The 17,961-nt window shown below is 34.9% G+C and carries 19 protein-coding genes, 1 tRNA gene, 1 pseudogene and 1 riboswitch; of the genes and pseudogenes, 15 read left to right on the top strand and 6 right to left on the bottom strand.

Annotation, left to right across the window (positions count from 1 at the left end; genetic code table 11):
* Positions 1 to 96 precede the first annotated feature (96 nt).
* Both K6959_RS10925 and K6959_RS10920 read left to right on the top strand, forming a co-directional pair.
* Positions 97 to 729, top strand: a complete 633-nt coding sequence (locus tag K6959_RS10925; protein WP_223086501.1) for an MBL fold metallo-hydrolase — start codon at positions 97 to 99, stop codon at positions 727 to 729.
* Positions 730 to 904: 175 nt separating this feature from the next.
* On the top strand, positions 905 to 1,999 hold the full coding sequence (locus K6959_RS10920) for a class I SAM-dependent methyltransferase (protein WP_163239336.1): 1,095 nt from the start codon (positions 905 to 907) through the stop codon (positions 1,997 to 1,999).
* A 52-nt stretch (positions 2,000 to 2,051) separates the two neighbouring features.
* Here the strand turns inward: K6959_RS10920 and K6959_RS10915 are convergent, their stop codons facing one another.
* From K6959_RS10915 to K6959_RS10905, 3 genes are all read right to left on the bottom strand, one after another.
* Positions 2,052 to 2,279, bottom strand: a complete 228-nt coding sequence (locus K6959_RS10915) for a DUF2626 domain-containing protein (RefSeq protein ID WP_163239333.1) — start codon at positions 2,277 to 2,279, stop codon at positions 2,052 to 2,054.
* Positions 2,280 to 2,353: 74 nt separating this feature from the next.
* Entirely contained in the window at positions 2,354 to 3,055 is a 702-nt protein-coding gene (locus K6959_RS10910) for a helix-turn-helix transcriptional regulator (RefSeq protein ID WP_223086499.1), read from the bottom strand.
* A gap of 160 nt (positions 3,056 to 3,215) precedes the next feature.
* Positions 3,216 to 3,287, bottom strand: a tRNA-Gln gene (locus K6959_RS10905).
* Positions 3,288 to 3,492: 205 nt separating this feature from the next.
* Here K6959_RS10905 and comGA point away from each other — a divergent pair.
* From comGA to K6959_RS10860, 9 genes are read left to right on the top strand one after another with little or no spacing between them, the layout of a single operon-like run.
* Positions 3,493 to 4,527 (top strand): competence type IV pilus ATPase ComGA, encoded by a 1,035-nt coding sequence (comGA, locus tag K6959_RS10900; RefSeq protein WP_163239327.1) that lies wholly within the window; start codon positions 3,493 to 3,495, stop codon positions 4,525 to 4,527.
* On the top strand, positions 4,514 to 5,545 hold the full coding sequence (comGB, locus tag K6959_RS10895) for a competence type IV pilus assembly protein ComGB (protein ID WP_223086497.1): 1,032 nt from the start codon (positions 4,514 to 4,516) through the stop codon (positions 5,543 to 5,545). The genes comGA and comGB overlap by 14 nt, the downstream gene beginning before the upstream one ends.
* Before the next feature lie 12 nt (positions 5,546 to 5,557).
* A complete protein-coding gene (gene comGC, locus K6959_RS10890; RefSeq protein ID WP_163239321.1) occupies positions 5,558 to 5,869 on the top strand; it encodes a competence type IV pilus major pilin ComGC in 312 nt (103 codons plus the stop codon).
* The gene (gene comGD, locus K6959_RS10885) at positions 5,862 to 6,314 is read left to right on the top strand and encodes a competence type IV pilus minor pilin ComGD (RefSeq protein WP_223086495.1); all 453 of its coding nucleotides are present in this window, start codon (positions 5,862 to 5,864) and stop codon (positions 6,312 to 6,314) included. Before comGC ends, comGD begins: the two co-directional genes overlap by 8 nt.
* Positions 6,298 to 6,627: a hypothetical protein gene (locus tag K6959_RS10880; protein ID WP_163239315.1), complete on the top strand. Its 330-nt coding sequence runs from the start codon at positions 6,298 to 6,300 to the stop codon at positions 6,625 to 6,627. The genes comGD and K6959_RS10880 overlap by 17 nt, the downstream gene beginning before the upstream one ends.
* Positions 6,581 to 7,048, top strand: coding sequence for a competence type IV pilus minor pilin ComGF (comGF, locus tag K6959_RS10875; protein WP_163239312.1), 468 nt, complete (start codon positions 6,581 to 6,583; stop codon positions 7,046 to 7,048). Before K6959_RS10880 ends, comGF begins: the two co-directional genes overlap by 47 nt.
* Positions 7,045 to 7,425 (top strand): competence type IV pilus minor pilin ComGG, encoded by a 381-nt coding sequence (comGG, locus tag K6959_RS10870; RefSeq protein ID WP_163239309.1) that lies wholly within the window; start codon positions 7,045 to 7,047, stop codon positions 7,423 to 7,425. The genes comGF and comGG overlap by 4 nt, the downstream gene beginning before the upstream one ends.
* A 14-nt stretch (positions 7,426 to 7,439) precedes the next feature.
* Positions 7,440 to 7,976 (top strand): shikimate kinase, encoded by a 537-nt coding sequence (locus tag K6959_RS10865; protein WP_163239305.1) that lies wholly within the window; start codon positions 7,440 to 7,442, stop codon positions 7,974 to 7,976.
* 11 nt (positions 7,977 to 7,987) lie between these two features.
* Positions 7,988 to 8,176 (top strand): YqzE family protein, encoded by a 189-nt coding sequence (locus K6959_RS10860; protein ID WP_163239302.1) that lies wholly within the window; start codon positions 7,988 to 7,990, stop codon positions 8,174 to 8,176.
* Between the two features lie 591 nt (positions 8,177 to 8,767).
* On the opposite strand, the gene K6959_RS10855 is transcribed toward K6959_RS10860, so the two are convergent.
* Complete coding sequence (locus tag K6959_RS10855) at positions 8,768 to 9,562, bottom strand: YqhG family protein (protein ID WP_163239299.1); 795 nt, start codon at positions 9,560 to 9,562, stop codon at positions 8,768 to 8,770.
* The gene (locus K6959_RS10850) at positions 9,540 to 11,210 is read right to left on the bottom strand and encodes a DEAD/DEAH box helicase (protein WP_223086494.1); all 1,671 of its coding nucleotides are present in this window, start codon (positions 11,208 to 11,210) and stop codon (positions 9,540 to 9,542) included. Before K6959_RS10850 ends, K6959_RS10855 begins: the two co-directional genes overlap by 23 nt.
* 258 nt (positions 11,211 to 11,468) lie before the next feature.
* Positions 11,469 to 11,559, top strand: a riboswitch (glycine riboswitch).
* A gap of 183 nt (positions 11,560 to 11,742) precedes the next feature.
* On the opposite strand from K6959_RS10850, the gene gcvT reads away from it, so the two are divergent.
* The 3 genes and pseudogenes from gcvT to gcvPB all read left to right on the top strand — a co-directional run bounded on the left by gcvT (position 11,743) and on the right by gcvPB (position 15,672).
* Positions 11,743 to 12,846 carry a glycine cleavage system aminomethyltransferase GcvT gene (gene gcvT / locus K6959_RS10845; protein ID WP_163239293.1) on the top strand — a complete coding sequence of 368 codons (1,104 nt, stop codon included), beginning with the start codon at positions 11,743 to 11,745 and terminating at the stop codon, positions 12,844 to 12,846.
* Positions 12,847 to 12,864: 18 nt separating this feature from the next.
* Positions 12,865 to 14,216 (top strand): annotated as a pseudogene (gene gcvPA / locus K6959_RS10840) (aminomethyl-transferring glycine dehydrogenase subunit GcvPA).
* On the top strand, positions 14,209 to 15,672 hold the full coding sequence (gene gcvPB / locus K6959_RS10835; protein WP_163239287.1) for an aminomethyl-transferring glycine dehydrogenase subunit GcvPB: 1,464 nt from the start codon (positions 14,209 to 14,211) through the stop codon (positions 15,670 to 15,672). The pseudogene gcvPA and the gene gcvPB overlap by 8 nt, the downstream one beginning before the upstream one ends.
* Before the next feature lie 308 nt (positions 15,673 to 15,980).
* Here gcvPB and K6959_RS10830 read toward each other — a convergent pair whose 3' ends face one another.
* The gene (locus K6959_RS10830; RefSeq protein WP_163239284.1) at positions 15,981 to 16,364 is read right to left on the bottom strand and encodes a rhodanese-like domain-containing protein; all 384 of its coding nucleotides are present in this window, start codon (positions 16,362 to 16,364) and stop codon (positions 15,981 to 15,983) included.
* 418 nt (positions 16,365 to 16,782) lie between these two features.
* Between K6959_RS10830 and K6959_RS10825 the strand changes: the two genes are divergently transcribed.
* Positions 16,783 to 17,619 (top strand): lipoate--protein ligase family protein, encoded by an 837-nt coding sequence (locus K6959_RS10825; RefSeq protein ID WP_163239281.1) that lies wholly within the window; start codon positions 16,783 to 16,785, stop codon positions 17,617 to 17,619.
* Positions 17,620 to 17,961: the final 342 nt, after the last annotated feature.

Here is a 17,961-nt window from a genome sequence, read left to right as displayed (position 1 = left end):
TTTTTGTAACAGCTATTGTAAGCTTGAAGGCTTTTTGAACAGCTATTAATAGTGTAAAATAAATATACCAATGTTAGCAATTAGGAGGTACTTATTATGAAATGGAAACAAATTCCTTTAGGACCTTTACAAACAAATTGTTATGTCCTAGTAAAGGAAAATAAATGTTTAATTGTTGATCCCGGCGGAGAAGAAGAAAAATTACTTTCATACATGAAAAGCGAACAACTTATACCAAAGGGGATATTTTTAACACACGCACATTTTGATCATATTGGGGCAGTAGATAAAGTTAGGGAATACTTCAACATTCCAGTATATATTCACGAAAAAGAAGCAGACTGGCTCGTAGATCCTAAATTGAATGGCTCGCAATTATTCCCAGTAGGTGTATTAATTCAAACTAAACGTGCAGACAAGTTAATTACTAAAGAGGAGACAATTACAATTGAAGAGTTTTCTTTTCAAGTTTTTGAAACTCCAGGTCACTCCCCAGGAAGTGTTTCATTCTATTTTGCGACTGAAGGCATAGTAGTATCGGGTGATACTTTATTTAATGGCAGTATTGGACGCACTGATTTACCAGGAGGTAATCATGAGCAATTGTTAAATAGTATTCATGAGAAACTGTTAACATTAAGTGAGAAAACTCTAGTGCTACCTGGACACGGACCAATTACAACAATTGGTACTGAAATGGATGTAAACCCGTTTTTAAACGGTTTTTAAACTCGTAAAATTCATCAATTAGCAATTAGCAAAAAAAACCCATCTCAAATGAGAAGGGTTTTTCTGGGGGATGTTCTATTTCATAAAACGGGAGGGGATAAAAGTTAAGCTACTAATTTTACATTATAACAAAGTTACCAATGTGTCAATGATGAAAAGATAAAAAGGAGCAAAAATGATTAATTTTTTGAGAAATATTATCGTTAGTAGATCATCAAAAATGCTGTCTTATGCTGAATTTATCTCCTTAGTGTTATATCATCCAATTTATGGTTACTACATGCGGAAGCGAATAAAGATCGGCTCTGAAGGAGATTTTATTACTTCAAGTAATGTTTCTGATATTTATGGGAGAACGATCGCTAAATGGTATGCGGCAATCGTTGAAGAGTATGGGATAAACCCACAAATTTGTGAGCTTGGTGCAGGCAACGGACGTTTTGCTAAAGCATTTATTGACGAATGGCATGAAAAATATCGTCAACCGCTTCAATATTATATCCTTGAAACGAGTCCATATCACCGTGAACTTCAACGAAAGAGTTTATCTTTTGGAGAGACGGTAAAACAAATTGAATCATTCGATGAAATCACACCCTTTTCAGGCTTAGTTTTTTCCAATGAATTGTTTGATGCTTTGCCTGTTCATGTTGTAGAAAAAAAGCAAGGACAGTTATTTGAAGTAATGATAGGCATGGAAGGAAACGAGCTTGTAGAAAAAGCGGTTATTTTACAAAATGAACAGCTTTTATCTTTTTTAAAAAAATATCAACTTACATTAAATGAGGGTCAGCGGATTGAAATACCTCTTGAAATGGAGAGGTTTTTAGAAAATATTGCGAAATCTCTCGAAAAAGGATTAGTTGTGACTGTTGATTATGGTTATACAACTGAGGAATGGATGGATATTTCTAGAAGAAACGGCAGTTTAAGAGGCTATTATAAACACCAATTAGTTAAAAACGTTCTCGAAAGACCAGGTGAGATGGATATTACGAGTCATGTTCATTTTGATGCATTGATTCAAAAAGGAGAAGAAGTAGGTTTACATTTTTTAAGTAAGCAAAGACAAGACGAGTTTTTATTATCAACTGGTATTTTAAACGAGCTAACCGAACATCATGATCCAAATCCATTCTCACAAGTAAGCAAACGTAATCGAGCCATTCGCAGTTTAATTATGCCCGGCAGTATGAGTTCTTTTTTTCATGTTATTATGCAACAAAAAGGATATTCTTTTAAAGTTGACGATCTATTTAAATGTTCATAAAAAAAAAGCAACGTTTATTCGTTGCTTTTTTAAGGACTTGTTTCAGCTGTTGTCAGACCATCATAAAGGTAGTCCAATACGTGAAACCTGCAAAGAAGATTGTTAAGTATGCTCCGAAAAGATAAAGGTACATACGCTCGGACAGCTTTAAATAACTTAACAAAAGAAAAAAGCCTGTTTGCCCAAAGAATATTAATGATGTTGTATACATGTCACCTAAATAAAACATTACCGCAAATATTCCTGTCCAGAATCCTAACACTCTGTACATGCGATCCATATGTATCCCTCCTTTTGTCCATCAATTAATTATTATAGAATAAACTACGCTTAAATGTAAATAACACTTTATTTCTACTTTGTGACTAATGCTTGATATGAACAGGATTCACAGCCACTAAAGATATTCTCTTTCTCAATTAATTCAACCGATTTAAAGAGAACATCAAACATTCCTTTTAAAAATTCATAATGCATATTACAGACTGTTTCTTGATAGTCTGCGGCAACTTCTTTAAAAGGACAGTTGTAAATATGAAAATAAATTTTTGTCTGTTCTTCATTCGTATCGAATTCAGGATAAAAACCTGACAAAGTTGCTGCGCTTTTAAGCATGTTCAGTTTTTGTTCAAAACTTAATTCCTCTTCTAAAAGAGAATGTCTGTGCAATTCTTGCTTAATCATTTCAATACCGTATTTTTTACCGGTTTCATAAAGTGCCTTTTTTCCTTCTTCGCCTAATGACATAAGAGTTTGTAAGGCAATTTTTGAAAGTAGCTGGTAATCGCGAAACGGAAAATGGAGTTGGATAACGTCATCAGAGAGACGGTATAATCTGCTCGGTCTGCCGCCTTTTCCAGTTTTCCTTGTTTCTGAAACAAGCATATTAACATCTTCAAGCTTTGATAAATGTAGCCTAGCAACATTTGGGTGGATATTAAAGTGTTCTGCTATTTCTTGTACTGTAACATCTTTATGATGGTTTGTAATGTATTGATAAATATAAAAACGGGTTGGATCTGATAATACGTTTGTAATCTTCAATGTTTGTTCCATGTCTGCTCACCTCAACCACATTGTTCATTCCATTATAATACAGTCGGCACTACAAAGGAATGAGGTTTTCACTATAAACACTATATGTTTAGAAAGTGTTCACAATTACATGTGTATTAAAGTAAAAATTATCATGAAATTGGTATTTAAAGATTAATTATTGGGCTAGCTGGATTCGAACCAACGCATCACGGAGTCAAAGTCCGTTGCCTTACCGCTTGGCTATAGCCCAACGATGAGAGTGAAACGACAATTAGTTAGGGGACTAATTGTCGTTTCACTAAATGATCTCCATTTGATTGAAGAAGTTCAATGATCATATTATATGATCTGAAAAAAAATTTATACGAAAAAATGTCAACTGAGCAGGATTTTTTTTACTTACTGTCGAATAAGTCGAGTGAACAAATATTTTAGAAAGGATGTGTACGAAAAATTTGAACTGGATTGAACAATTAGCTGATAAAATTATAACGGATGCCTTCAAAAAGGAAACGACAGACATTCATATTATTCCGCGAAAAAAAGACACGCTGATTCAATTTAGAGTAGTAAACAAATTAATTCCGTATCTTTATTTACAGCGAGAGGAATGTGATCGGCTCATTTCTCACTTTAAATTCCAAGCAGCAATGGACATTGGAGAACGAAGGCGGCCGCAAAGTGGCGCTTATACAAATTATGTTGATGGTCATTTAATTAGCATGCGTCTTTCAACGCTTCCTACAGCTTATAATGAAAGCCTCGTCATTCGCCTATTGCCCCAGTCTAAAAAGGATCCACATCATCTTTCTTTGTTTCCTCAAACAACTCGGAAAATCCTAGCTCTTTTAAAACATGCCCACGGTTTAATAATTTTTACAGGTCCAACAGGTAGCGGCAAAACGACAACACTTTATTCACTTCTGAATGAATCCTCTCGTATTTTCAATCGCAATATCATTACACTAGAAGATCCAGTTGAAAAAAATTATGACAATGTTTTACAAGTTCAAGTAAATGAGAAGGCTGGAATTACGTATTCCACAGGTTTAAAAGCAATTTTACGGCACGATCCTGATCTGATTATGGTTGGTGAGATCCGTGATGCAGAAACGGCGCAAATTGCCGTACGAGCTTCACTTACAGGTCATTTAGTTCTCTCTACAATGCACACGCGAGATGCAAAAGGGGCAATTTATCGATTACTTGAATTTGGTGTTAATTGGATTGAAATCGAACAAACTTTAGTAGCGGTGACAGCACAACGATTAGTAGAGCTAGCTTGTCCGCTGAGCGAAACGGTGAAAAGAGCAGCTGTATTCGAGATTTTGTATGGGAGGTCTCTAGTTGAAGTTTTACGGGAAGCGAAAGGGGAGAAGGTTGATCTTCATTATGAGAAGTTAAAGGATATTATTAAAAAAGGAATCGCGCTCGGATTTATTAAAGAGTCAGAGTATGAACGTTGGGTGTACGAATATGAGAAGGTATAAATGGTCTATTAGGGAACAAGCAAATTTTTTAAAATATACTGGAGAATTAATCGAAAGAGGTTATCCCTTATCAGAAGCAATTGAGTCCCTAACATTCCAATTAAAAGAAAAACGAAAAAAAGAAATAGGCGATTGTTTAGAATTTTTAAAGGAAGGCCGTTCATTTAGTTATATTTTAACGAAATTAGGGTTTAAAGAAGATTTAATCGGTTATGTATTTTTTTCTGAACAGCACGGCGGGCTAGCAAATGCACTTCAAGACGGAAGTGAAGTAATGCTAAAGAGGCGGAAGGATATCGAAAGACTATTAAAACTTCTCTATTATCCCCTCATCCTCATTTTCATTACAATTCTATTATTTATTGCTGTGGAAAATATGTTACTGCCCCGATTTACATCATTATTTAACACGCTTCAGCTTGAAGCTAACTTTTTTATGATTTTTGTAAAAAGCTTTGCTGAAGTGTTGCCGATTATAGTCCCCGTTAGTTTCATAATCATCTTGCTTTTCCTTAGTTATTACGTTTTATTTTTTCGTAAGCTTCCATCACTTCAGCAAAAACAGTTACTTGTTAGACTCCCATTTAGCGGCTCATTTTGCAAATTATTGTATACACATTACTTTGCCATACAATTAAGTTATCTTTTGTCAGGAGGTATACCGATATACGACGCATTAATAATATTTGAAAAAAACAAAAAACAGCGTTTTTATCATGAAATTGGCATGAGAATAAGACAACAATTAGTGAAAGGAGAAAAGTTAGAGAAAATTTTTTCAGCCTATTCTTTTTTTGAAGAAGAACTTTCAAAGATTGTGGCCCATGGTCAAAAAAATGGAAAGCTTGATAAAGAACTATTTTTTTATAGTCATTACTGTTTAAGAAAGCTAGAGGAAAAAACGGAAAAAGGATTAAAAGTTGTTCAGCCTGTTTTATATTCGACTATCGGGCTGTTAATTATCTCGATGTACTTAGCAATTCTTTTGCCGATGTTCCAATTACTTGACGGATTTTAGGAGGATGAAACAATGAGAAATATATTAAATAATGAGCGAGGGTTTACATTAATTGAAATGATGATTGTTTTGCTCGTCATTTCAGTGTTGTTAATTATTACAATTCCTAATGTTGCCAAGCATAGTAAGAATATTAATAACAAAGGTTGTTCAGCGTTTGTAAAAATGGTTGAAGCCCAAGTGCAGGCCTATGAAATTGATCATAATAAAAAGCCAGTGTCGATTGATGAGTTAAAAAGGGCGAATTACATTAAACAAACAACCTGTTCAGATGGAAGGAAGCTCTCGATTGGCACGGACGGGGAAGTAAAAATAAATGATTAATAAGATTCAACGTTCAGCAGGGTTTACTTTAGTAGAAACATTATTTGTTTTAAGTGTCTTTTTTTTGATTGCCTCTATTACTGTCTTCTTGTTAAAACCTCATTTTACAAAAATTGAAAAAGAGTTTTTCTTCTCCAATTTAGCTGCCGATTTATATTACGCTCAAATATATGCGATCGCTCATCAAAGCGAAGTGACAGTGAATTTTTTGCCAGATCAACAATTTTATTATTTTCGTTCACGACATCATCAGAGGCATTTATTAAAAAGAACCTATTCTAAAGAAATTCTTATTTATGAAGGGTCCATTAATTTAAATTTCCGTTTTCTTGCAGATGGAAATATTAACAAATTTGGTTCGTTTTTCATTCGCATTCATGATAACCGGTATAAACTTACCTTTTTATTAGGAAAGGGAAGATTTTATGTTGTTAAAGAACGATAATGGCTTTTTTTTAGCAGAACTGTTCCTCTCTTTATCTACACTCCTGCTCGTATGCAGTATTTTAGTTCCTCTTTACATCGATCTAGTTGCTAAACGTGAGCAACTAGAAATTGAACATGAAGCAGTTCAGATTTTATATGAGGAATTAATTTCTGAAAAAGTGGAACAAACGACGAACCATTTTAAAACGATTATTAAAAACGGAATAGAGTATGAATTTGTTCGCCGTCCTACTAACAGTGGTGAAATGGAGGTATGTATTCGCTTTGACATTTATTCAAAAGAGAAAGAAAAATGTGAGCTTACAAACTGAGCAAGGTTTTACTATGTTAGAAATGTTATATGCTTTTTTCGTTTTTTGTATCATCATGTCTTTGATGCCTTTAATCTTAAAAACTATTTTTACTAGTGGAATCGACAACCGATTGCAACGGTTGGAGTGGGAAGTTTTTATTAGTCAAGTAAAGAAGGAGATGAGAATGATTGATAATTTATATATATTGAATGGTCAATTATTTTTAAAAGAAGGGGAAGAAGTGATCTCCTATGAAAAATATAAAGATAAAATTCGTCGTCAAGTAAATATGAAGGGACATGAAGTTATGCTGCAAAAAGTAAAGTCAATGAAATTTGAACAAATAGTAAATGGAGTGAAGCTTACTGTTACCGATTTAAATGATCATGTTTATGAAGTAATGCTTCGATCCTATATCGATTTGGAGAATGAGCAATGATTAACAATGAAGAAGGATTTACGTATCCAGTTACTTTTATTTTATTACTGCTCATGTCTCTTTTCCTTGCTTATTATTCTGAGCAATTTGTTCTAGAGAAAAAATTTTTTGCAGAATCAGAAAAAATATTTAAACAAGAGTATTATATGCTGCATGCTGTAAAGGAAATGGAGCAAGCCTTACAGGAAGATGAAAAATTGAATAATGGAACGTTTAGTTATACAAATGGGACAATTACTTATAACGTAAAAGAATTTACCGAACAATTATTACAAGTTTCCTTAGTAGGTAAATTAACAACGAATGAGGAGTGGACAGGATATGCTGTTTATGACAAAGAGAAACAAAAAATGATAAAATGGTTTGAAAGAAGATAACAGGAGATTAGATGATGAAATCTATTTATTTAATTGGATTTATGGGAGCAGGTAAAACAACTATAGGACGGGAGCTTGGACAAGCTATACATTATCCCGTGATTGATACTGATGAAAAAATTGTTTTGACAGAGGGGAGAGAAATAAATAACATTTTTTCAACTTTCGGAGAGGCTTATTTTCGGAAGCTTGAGACAAAAATATTAAAATCACTGCCAGTATGCGAACATATTATTACAACTGGAGGGGGGATTGTTTTAAACGAAGAAAACCGGAAGTGGATGAGGAAGCATGGAACTGTGTTATTTTTATATTGTGAACCCGAAGAAATTTTACAGCGACTTGAAAATGATATAACTCGTCCATTATTAAAAAATAATAAAAAAGAAGCAGTTTATAATTTATATAAACAACGGCTCCCTATTTATAAACAAACAGCTCATTATACAGTGGATACAACTCAGAAAAGCATTTCTGAAATTGTTTCTGAAATAGAGACTCGATTGAAGACTGCTTCGGGTGGACATACTTATAAAAAGACTAAAAAGTAGGTGTGTCCCCATTGAATTCAAATGAGTATGTAAAATTTATGACAAAGACAATTGTTCAATATATTGATCAGCCGCGTGAAGAGCGCAAACAGCAACGTTTAATGAAAAAGCAAACAAAGGAACCATTTTTATATAAATGGTTTGGCTTAATTCCTTATGCGATTTTATTTATGTTGAAACGGAATAAAGAAAAGAAGTAAGATGTGTACTTCATTTCTACTGTAGAGTGATTAGAAAAGCAATTGATGTATGATCGAATGAAAAATTCTAAAACACGATGTTTATCATTTAGTAACCGCTGTCAACTAGATGATAGAATAATGCAACAAAATGGAGTAAAATTCTCTTTCGAAAATGCCATTAGGTCTATTCCAAATATTATCGAGGAAATAACTAATAAAACCGGTTTATCGTAAAGATCTTATCCGGAAAAACAACGGGGGTATCCAATAAGTCGATTTTCTGTATTGGACGCCCCCTTTTTATGTTAAGCATGCTGATAAATCAACATGCTTGATTTCAATTTTTACTGTATTTGTCCTTTTGGGACAGCCCCTTGTTGAATCAACCTTAAAAATATTTAGCAATATTAGAAAAAAAAGTATAGCTAAATCTACTTCACATGATGATGTTCCCCGTTCCATTTATCTGATACAAGATTCTTTTAAGCCTTAAACAGAGAGGAAAAAGTTACAGGAATGTATCCCCGCAGTAGAAGAATCATACCCGGGATGCCCAATAGAAGAAGGCAAGTGTTTGTCAAAGATGTTTCAAAAACGGGTTAAACTAGTTTATGAAATAGCTGTTTTTGTTAAGTAAAATAATCCGCCATTAATGATTGAGATCATTATTTTTGGTTCATATTGTTCTTGTAAGGCTGCTTTTTCATTTTCGTAGCCTTCTCCCTTATCGTCAACCTCTTCATAAAAATGTTCTAGCAATTGCAAATCTTTATCCCAACGGCTTTTGGCATCATTAGCCCATGAAAGATCTTGTTTTTCAAGCTCTTTACGAAAATATTTCTCAATTCTAAGTAGACCACTTCTCGGTTTCACTAATGGAGATAGTGTAAATGCATAATCAGGTATTTTCGGTGTTAATGAAATTTCTTTCAGTTTATCGTGAAAGTCTTCCACTAAATATCCGTTAATTAGCTGTAAACCGATTGATTTAAATACATCTTTTTTTCGATCACATTTATAAGAAATTTTCACGTTTAAACCGAGCCAAGGGAATAAAGGTGTTTGCTTGAAGTGATGATCATGGCTTTCATATAATCTAATATAACCTGCTAAATTTTTAGTTGATTGAAATATTTGGTGAAGTCGGGGCGATCCGAAATGGACCACCTCACCATTTATTTGTTTAGGAACTTTTTTTTGGTTTGTAATAAGTGTAAGTTGCATTGGCTGCGGAATACCACCTGTTTTTTCTAGGTAATGCCAGTAAAATGGCCGATTCATTAATTCTTTATCAAGTTCCACTGTCAGTTGAACCGTTAAATAACCTAAACCCCGATCTACAATTTCACAGCCGTTAGCGTTAAAATAACGTTCCAAAAACCTATGAATTTCCTGTTGCTGCATGGCTTTCGCTCTCCTTCATTTCATCAGCAAAATGTATAATAGATGTTAAATTTTCCATTTTGATTCTCATTTCACCTTCTGACGAAGAATCATTAAAAATATCGGCAAGGTGTTCTTCGAAACTTCCGAAGTCAAGCTTTGTTAAAAAATCATCAAGCTCGCCGACAACTCTTTCAAATAAATTAATTTTCTCATAGAGGAGCTTTAAAATATGCTCTTCTACAGTGTCCTTCGTTGTAAAATTATAAATGTTCACATCCTTTTCTTGTCCTAAACGATGAATCCGTCCGATTCGCTGCTCTAGCTTCATCGGATTCCAAGGTAAATCAAAATTAATAATATGATTGCAAAATTGCAAATTAATCCCTTCGCCCCCAGCCTCGGTCGCGATTAAAACTTGAGCGTGATTTTGAAAAAGCTCACGCATCCAATCTTTTTTTCCGCGTTTGAATCCTCCGCGAAAGGGAACAGAACTAATTCCATGTTGTTTTAAAAACCATTGTAAATATAGTTGAGTTGCACGATATTCAGTGAAAATAATGACTTTATCGTTAATAGAGCGAATTAATTGTAATGCTTTTTCTGCTTTTGAGTTCGTGTTTACCTGTTCGACTTTAGAGATTAATTCGGTTATTTTTTCTTTAAAGGTTTGTGATGGTTTTTCCGTTTTAGAAAGCATGTTTTTTAAAGTGTAAAACACTGCCTCCCTGCTGCTGCATGCCTCGCGTTGTAATGTTATAATTGAAAACCTGCTGCTATTTTTTATCGCTGAGACTGCTTCATAAAGCTCGCGTTCCTCTTTTGTCAGTTCAACTAAAATTGTTTCTATCTTTCTTTTCGTCCATTCGATTTTAGTATCAGCTCGCCGATTGCGAATCATTACTTTATTCACTAACTTTTTTAAGTGCTCGTCATCGTTAATCGAACGGGAATTTTTATTATATTTTTCAAAAAAGGCAGTTTCATTTCCTAAGTGCCCCGGTTTTAATAATGAAACAAGATTAAAGATTTCATCAATTCTGTTTTGAATTGGTGTTGCTGTTAAAAGCAAACAAAATTTCTTTTTTAAGTTTTGGACAAACTCGTAATTTTTCGTTTTATTATTTTTTAATTTATGTGCTTCATCAATAATGATCAAATCATAATCCTGCTCATAAATAATATCCCTATGCGGATTTCGTTTAGCGGTATCGATTGAAGATACAACTACATCACATTGATCCCAAACATAACTTTTTCTTTGGACGACAGCTGGGATATAAAATTTCTCGTTCAACTCTTTTGCCCATTGAGTTACGAGAGAGGCAGGGACTAATATTAGTACTTTTTTTACTAGACCGCGAATCATATATTCTTTTAAAATAAGCCCTGCTTCAATTGTCTTCCCAAGCCCAACTTCATCTGCTAAAATGGCCTTACCGTTCATATTTTCAACAACTTGTTTTGCGACTTCAAGCTGATGAGGTAAAGGAGTTAATTGGGGTAAATGATTGGGTGCCTGCAATCCTTCAAATTCTGGAATGATGAGATGTTTTTCTACCTCGACAGCAAGTTGAAATAACTCCCAATTCCCCCACGGACCGTCATTTTCGATACGCTGTAAAAAATTCTCTTGCCAAGTAGAATCAAACTGTATTTGCACCGTCATACTTCCAACTCCTTATTGCACATAAAATGTATTGCCGATCATAATTATTAATGGTAGGATGATAATAGTTTAGAAAGCTTAGAATTTTCATATTCCTAAATAAATCACTACAAACGAATGTTTAGTAATAAATAGTATAGCCAGTGAAAAGTATATTATCCCTACTAGTGAGGGGAATCACTTAATACATAAAAGTGATAAGTAGCTTTTTATCAGCATCAAGTGGAGGAATGTGATGTTCCTAGCTTATAAAGGCGAATGATAGCAAGGGGAGAGACTACATTAGTAGCGCCGAAGGAGCAAACAAAAAGTTTGTGAATCTCTCAGGCAAAAGAATCCTTGTTTGACGCAGCTCTGGAGAGTGTTTTAGGTTTTTACTAAAACCACCAAAGGGGAAAGCCATTAAGGTTAAACTTTCAGGTGCCAGGACAGAGATCTTCTTTGCTATAAGCGGGAGAGCTCTGTCTTTTTTTATTAAGTTTACCTATTAAATGGTAATATATAAAGTATGATGATTGAAAGGGGAAAAGAGATGTCACAATTAAAACGAACACCATTGTTTGATGCTTATAAAGAATATGGTGCAAAAACGATTGACTTTGGCGGATGGGAACTTCCTGTCCAATTTTCAAGTATTAAGGAAGAGCACGAAGCTGTTCGAACTAAAGCAGGATTGTTTGATGTTTCGCATATGGGAGAAATTGAAGTAAAAGGCCCTGACAGTCTTAACTTTTTACAAAAGATGATGACAAACGATGTATCAAAAATAAATATCGGTGATGCACAGTATACGGCTATGTGTTATGACAATGGTGGAACTGTTGACGACTTACTTATATATAAGCTTGCTGATGAACATTATTTACTTGTTGTAAATGCAGCAAATACTGAAAAAGATTATGAGTGGCTAATGGAGCATTTACATGGAAATGTTAAAATTGAAAACGTTTCACCTGAATTTGCTCAGCTTGCCATTCAAGGTCCCAAGGCAGAAGAAATTTTACAAAAGCTTACGAAGGAAAACTTAGCTAATATTCGCTTTTTTAAATTTAAACAAGATGTTCTTATAAATGGAAAGAAAGCGTTAGTTTCAAGAACCGGTTATACAGGAGAAAATGGGTTTGAAATTTATTGTTCAAACGAAGATGTCGTCAGCCTTTGGCATGAAATGTTAGAAGCCGGAAAGGAAGACGGGCTTGTTCCATGTGGCCTTGGTGCACGCGACACATTGCGTTTTGAAGCGAACTTAGTCCTTTATGGTCAAGAGATATCTCCTCAAATTACTCCTTTAGAAGCGGGAATTGGTTTTGCAGTAAAAGTAAATAAAGAAGCAGATTTTATTGGTAAACAAGCATTAAAAGAACAAAAAGAAGCTGGAGTTCCACGTAAGCTCGTAGGAATTGAAATGATCGACAGAGGTATTCCGAGAAATGGTTATCCCGTTTTTAAAGCGGATGAACAAATTGGTGAAGTAACGACAGGTACTCAATCGCCTACATTAAAGAAAAATATCGGTTTAGCATTAATAAAAGCAAATGAAGCTGAGCTTGGTACTGAATTAGAAGTGGAAATTCGCAAAAAAAGATTAAAGGCTAAAATCATCAAAACCCCTTTTTATAAGCGGGATAATAATTAAAGGAAAGGGAGAATTCACATGAAGCATCGATACTTACCGATGACCGAACAAGACAAACAAGCGATGTTGGAAACAATCGGTGTAGCCTCTATTGACGAACTGTTTAACGATATTCCAGAACATGTTCGTTTTAAAGGAGAGTACAACATTAAAAAAGCGAAATCTGAAACAGAGTTAATGAGAGAATTGACGGAGCTTTCTAAAAAGAATTTAAATTTAAAAGAAAGTGTATCATTTCTAGGAGCGGGTGTTTATGACCACTATATGCCGGTTATTGTAGATCATGTTATATCACGTTCTGAATTTTATACGGCATACACACCTTATCAACCAGAAATTTCTCAAGGGGAATTACACAAGCTATTTTTTTGAGTTTTCAAACAATGATTTGTGAATTAACAGGAATGGATATCGCAAATTCTTCAATGTATGATGGAGGGACTGCCTTAGCAGAGGCAGCGATGCTAAGTGCAGGTCAAACGAAACGAAAAAAAGTATTAATTTCTTTTGCTGTTCATCCTGAAGCACGCGAAGTAGTAAAGACTTATGCAAAAGGTCAATATATAGAAGTAATTGAAATTCCTATAAAAGATGGAATGACAGATATAGCTGCTCTTAAAGAAATGATGAGCGATGAAATTGGAGCCGTTATGGTTCAGTATCCTAATTTCTTTGGACAAATTGAGCCATTAAAAGAGTTTGAGGAAATCATTCATGCAAATAAAGCAATGTTCGTTGTATCTAGTAACCCGCTATCGTTAGGAATTCTTACACCGCCTGGAAAGTTTGGTGCGGATATTGTTGTTGGTGATGCACAGCCATTTGGTATTCCGACAGCTTTCGGTGGCCCGCATTGTGGTTATTTTGCGGTAACAAAAAAACTTATGCGTAAAGTACCTGGACGCTTAGTCGGACAAACAACAGACGACGAAGGAAAACGCGGTTTTGTATTAACCCTTCAAGCACGTGAGCAACATATTCGCCGTGATAAAGCAACATCAAATATTTGTTCAAACCAAGCGCTATTAGCACTTGCTGCATCTGTTGCAATGACAGCTCTCGGTAAAAAAGGTGTTAGGGAAATGGCAGCTGCAAACCTTCAAAAGGCTGAATATGCTAAACAAGCATTTAAAAAGAAAGGCCTTGAAGTAGTATTTGCTGGATCATCTTTTAATGAGTTTGTTGTAAAGTTAAATCGATCAGTCAAAGAGATGAATGAAAAGCTGATTGAAAAGGGGATTATCGGTGGATATGATCTTGGGCGCGATTATCCACAGTTGAAAAATCATATGTTAATTGCTGTAACAGAACTTAGAACAAAAGAAGAAATCGATACATTTGTAACAGAATTGGGGGATTATCATGCATAAGCAAGATCAACCGCTCGTTTTTGAATTAAGTAAACCAGGTCGTATCGGCTATAGTCTTCCTGAAATGGATGTTCCAGAAATAGACTTAGCTGAACTTCTTCCTGATGGATACTTGCGTGAAGAAGAGCCTGAACTACCTGAAGTCTCAGAGTTAGACATTATGCGTCACTATACCGCTCTTTCAAGGCGCAATCATGGAGTTGATTCAGGTTTTTACCCGCTCGGTTCATGTACAATGAAATACAACCCGAAAGTGAATGAAAATGTAGCACGTTTTGATGGTTTTGCTCACCTTCATCCGTTACAAGATGAAAGCACTGTACAAGGGGCATTAGAACTTATGTATGACTTGCAGCAACATTTGAAAGAAATTACCGGAATGGATGAAGTTACGTTACAGCCTGCTGCTGGTGCACATGGAGAATGGACAGGATTGATGTTAATTCGTGCTTATCACGAGGCAAACGGAGATTTTAAACGTACGAAAGTAATTGTACCTGATTCCGCTCACGGAACAAACCCTGCATCTGCAACCGTTGCTGGTTTGGAAATAGTGACTGTTCGTTCTAACGAAAAAGGACTTGTTGATTTAGATGATTTAAAGCGGGCTGTAAATGATGAAACAGCTGCATTAATGTTAACAAATCCGAACACACTCGGACTGTTTGAAGAGGACATTTTAGAGATTGCTGAGATTGTCCATGGCGCTGGTGGAAAAGTTTACTATGATGGAGCCAACTTAAATGCTGTTCTTTCAAAGGCTCGTCCAGGAGATATGGGTTTTGATGTTGTCCATTTAAACTTGCATAAGACATTTACTGGTCCACATGGTGGGGGAGGGCCTGGTTCAGGTCCAGTCGGTGTAAAGGCCGATCTTATTCCATTTTTACCTAAACCAGTCGTCACTAAGCGGGACGGTGAATATATTCTAGATTATGATCGTCCACAATCAATTGGTCGGGTAAAGCCGTATTACGGAAACTTTGGAATTAATGTTCGGGCATACACATATATTCGTTCTATGGGACCTGATGGACTAAAGGCTGTTTCTGAATATGCTGTTTTAAATGCAAACTATATGATGCGAAGACTAGCTCCTTATTACGACTTGCCGTTTGATCAGCATTGCAAGCATGAATTCGTCTTAAGCGGAAAAAGACAAAAAAATCTTGGCGTTCGTACATTAGATATTGCAAAACGTTTACTAGATTTTGGCTATCACCCGCCGACTATTTATTTTCCTTTAAATGTTGAAGAATGTATTATGATTGAGCCGACAGAAACGGAAGCAAAAGAAACACTTGATGCTTTTATTGATGCGATGATTCAAATTAGTAAAGAAGCTGAAGAAAATCCAGAGATTGTTCAAGAAGCTCCGCATTCGACAGTTGTTGGGCGGCTTGATGAAACTACAGCTGCACGAAAACCAATTTTACGTTATCAAAAAAATAAATAGGCTATGATTGTTTAGGCTCAATCGCGTGAGTCTTCAGTCTCACACGCCCCAATGGACGATATGAAACATGAGGATGCTTGCTTCTTTGATTCATAAGAAGGGCAATGAGTCGATAAATTAGCCAGTTTTTTAAAAAAGGTTCTGCGATTACGGCAGGACCTTTTTGTTTTTGGGGAAATTAGTAAATTTCCATGTTGGGGTAATATTGTCTTTGTTCAAGGAATGATAAGGAGAAATTGTATTTTCATTCATTTTGCAAGCTAGAACCCTTTGTGTTTATTTTATAAAGGGTTCTAGGTTGATTTAAGTTATTTTTTCTTTTTAATTTTTCCTGTCCATTTTTTAAAGCCGCCTTGAAGATAGTATAATTGTTTGTAGCCCTTTCGGTGTAACATCTGTGCAGCTCGTCCGCTGCGAATGCCTGTATGGTCATATAAATAAACGGGTTTATCAGGACGGATTTCTTGTAGACGTATTTTCATTTGAGAAAGGGGAATATTTCTCGCTCCAAGTATATGACCTGCATCAAATTCATTAGACTCTCGTACGTCAATTAATTGCGCTTTTCGATACCCCGCGCGAAATTCATCTTCGGTTAATGGTTTTACTATTTTACGTTGATAAAGCCATGTAATAAGTGAATATGTAATAATGGCTCCTAAAAGTATAAGTAGAAAATATAATACTCCCACTTTTTTTGCTCCCTTCCCAAAATTGTAGACCAATACTAATTATATAAGTCTTTTTTTTAGTATAGAGTAAAGTCGTTTTTTAAAAAAAACGATTTCAAACTATTGACAATCAATCGTATTATTCATTGCTTGCACTTTGTTATCAGCTTATGAACGTCTTTTTTATTTGCTTCACTTGTTGCTCGGTGACTTGACTCACGCAGTTTCAACCAGTCTTGGGCTGTTTTGCTTTTAAGCTTCATTTTGTCTACAATTTAAAGAATTGCTTTGTAAATTCTTTTTTACAGCTTTATTTTGTTCAAGTGGCAGTATTAACATGAGCGTTAAAGTTATGAAGATTTATTTTGTTTTTTTTATTATTTTTTGATAAACTATAGGTTGCTTAAAATACTTGCATGTTTAAAATGAGGGAATTCATATGAAGAATGAAGTTTGGTATTTTATCGATTCTGGAGACTGTTCTCCCTCCTTTAATATGGCTTTAGATGAGGCGCTATTAGATTGGCATAGTGAAGGGAGAATTCCTCCTATTGTCCGTTTTTATGGTTGGGATCCTGCTACTCTATCAATTGGTTATTTTCAAAAGGTTAACAAAGAAATCAATCTCGAAGCAATAAAAGCACATCAGCTTGGTTTTGTACGGCGTCCGACTGGCGGAAGGGGAGTTCTTCATGAGCATGAGCTTACATATAGCGTAATTGTCTCTGAAATGCATCCAAATATGCCTGCGTCTGTAACAGAAGCATATCGAGTTATATCAGAAGGTATTTTAAAAGGCTTCCATCATCTTGGTCTAGATGCTTATTTTGCAATTCCAAAAACAGCAGAAGAAAAAGGAAATTTAATCAATACCCGCTCAGCCGTGTGCTTTGATGCTCCAAGCTGGTATGAGCTTGTTGTAGAAGGTCGGAAAATTGCTGGAAGTGCACAAACAAGACAAAAAGGTGTTATTCTCCAACACGGTTCTATTTTGCTTGATCTCGATGAGGATAAGTTATTCAGCTTATTCAAATACCCAAATGAGCGTGTAAAAGAACGGATGCAAAAAAGCTTTAAAAATAAAGCGGTTGCAATTAATGACATTAGCTCTCGTACTATCTCGATTTCAGAGGCAAAAACAGCCTTTAAATTAGGCTTTGCAGAAGGGTTAAATGTTAAGTTTGAGCCATATGAATTATGTGAGGATGAACTTTTGTACGTACATAAGCTCGCTAAAGAACGATATGAAAACGATGAATGGAATTTTAAACGATAACATGATGAAGCGGCGGAATTAGCCGTTTTTTCTTTTTTTGGCTAAAAATGATTGCTGATTTCAAGGTTGACGAAATTACTTTTTTATTATAATAATAAGGAGTTTGCAATATTATTTTGAAAACGACAGGACAGATTTATTCTATGAAAACCAAAAAAACAACCTTTAAAATTTATCAATAATGATTTTAATCTCTTAAAAAACAATTGAAAACTCCCATAATCTCTTTTTTCTAGTCCTTTTTAAGTTTGACAAAAAAGAGAATGTTTGAATTGGACACAATATATTGTGGTGAAAAAATAATTAGCATACTATATATTGATTTAGAGGTTTCGGTATGAT

Source organism: Bacillus aquiflavi (assembly GCF_019915265.1).
Lineage (GTDB): Bacteria > Bacillota > Bacilli > Bacillales > Cytobacillaceae > Bacillus_BT > Bacillus_BT aquiflavi.
Note: the sequence above shows the minus strand (reverse complement) of the source record. Positions and strands in the feature narration are given on the sequence as shown.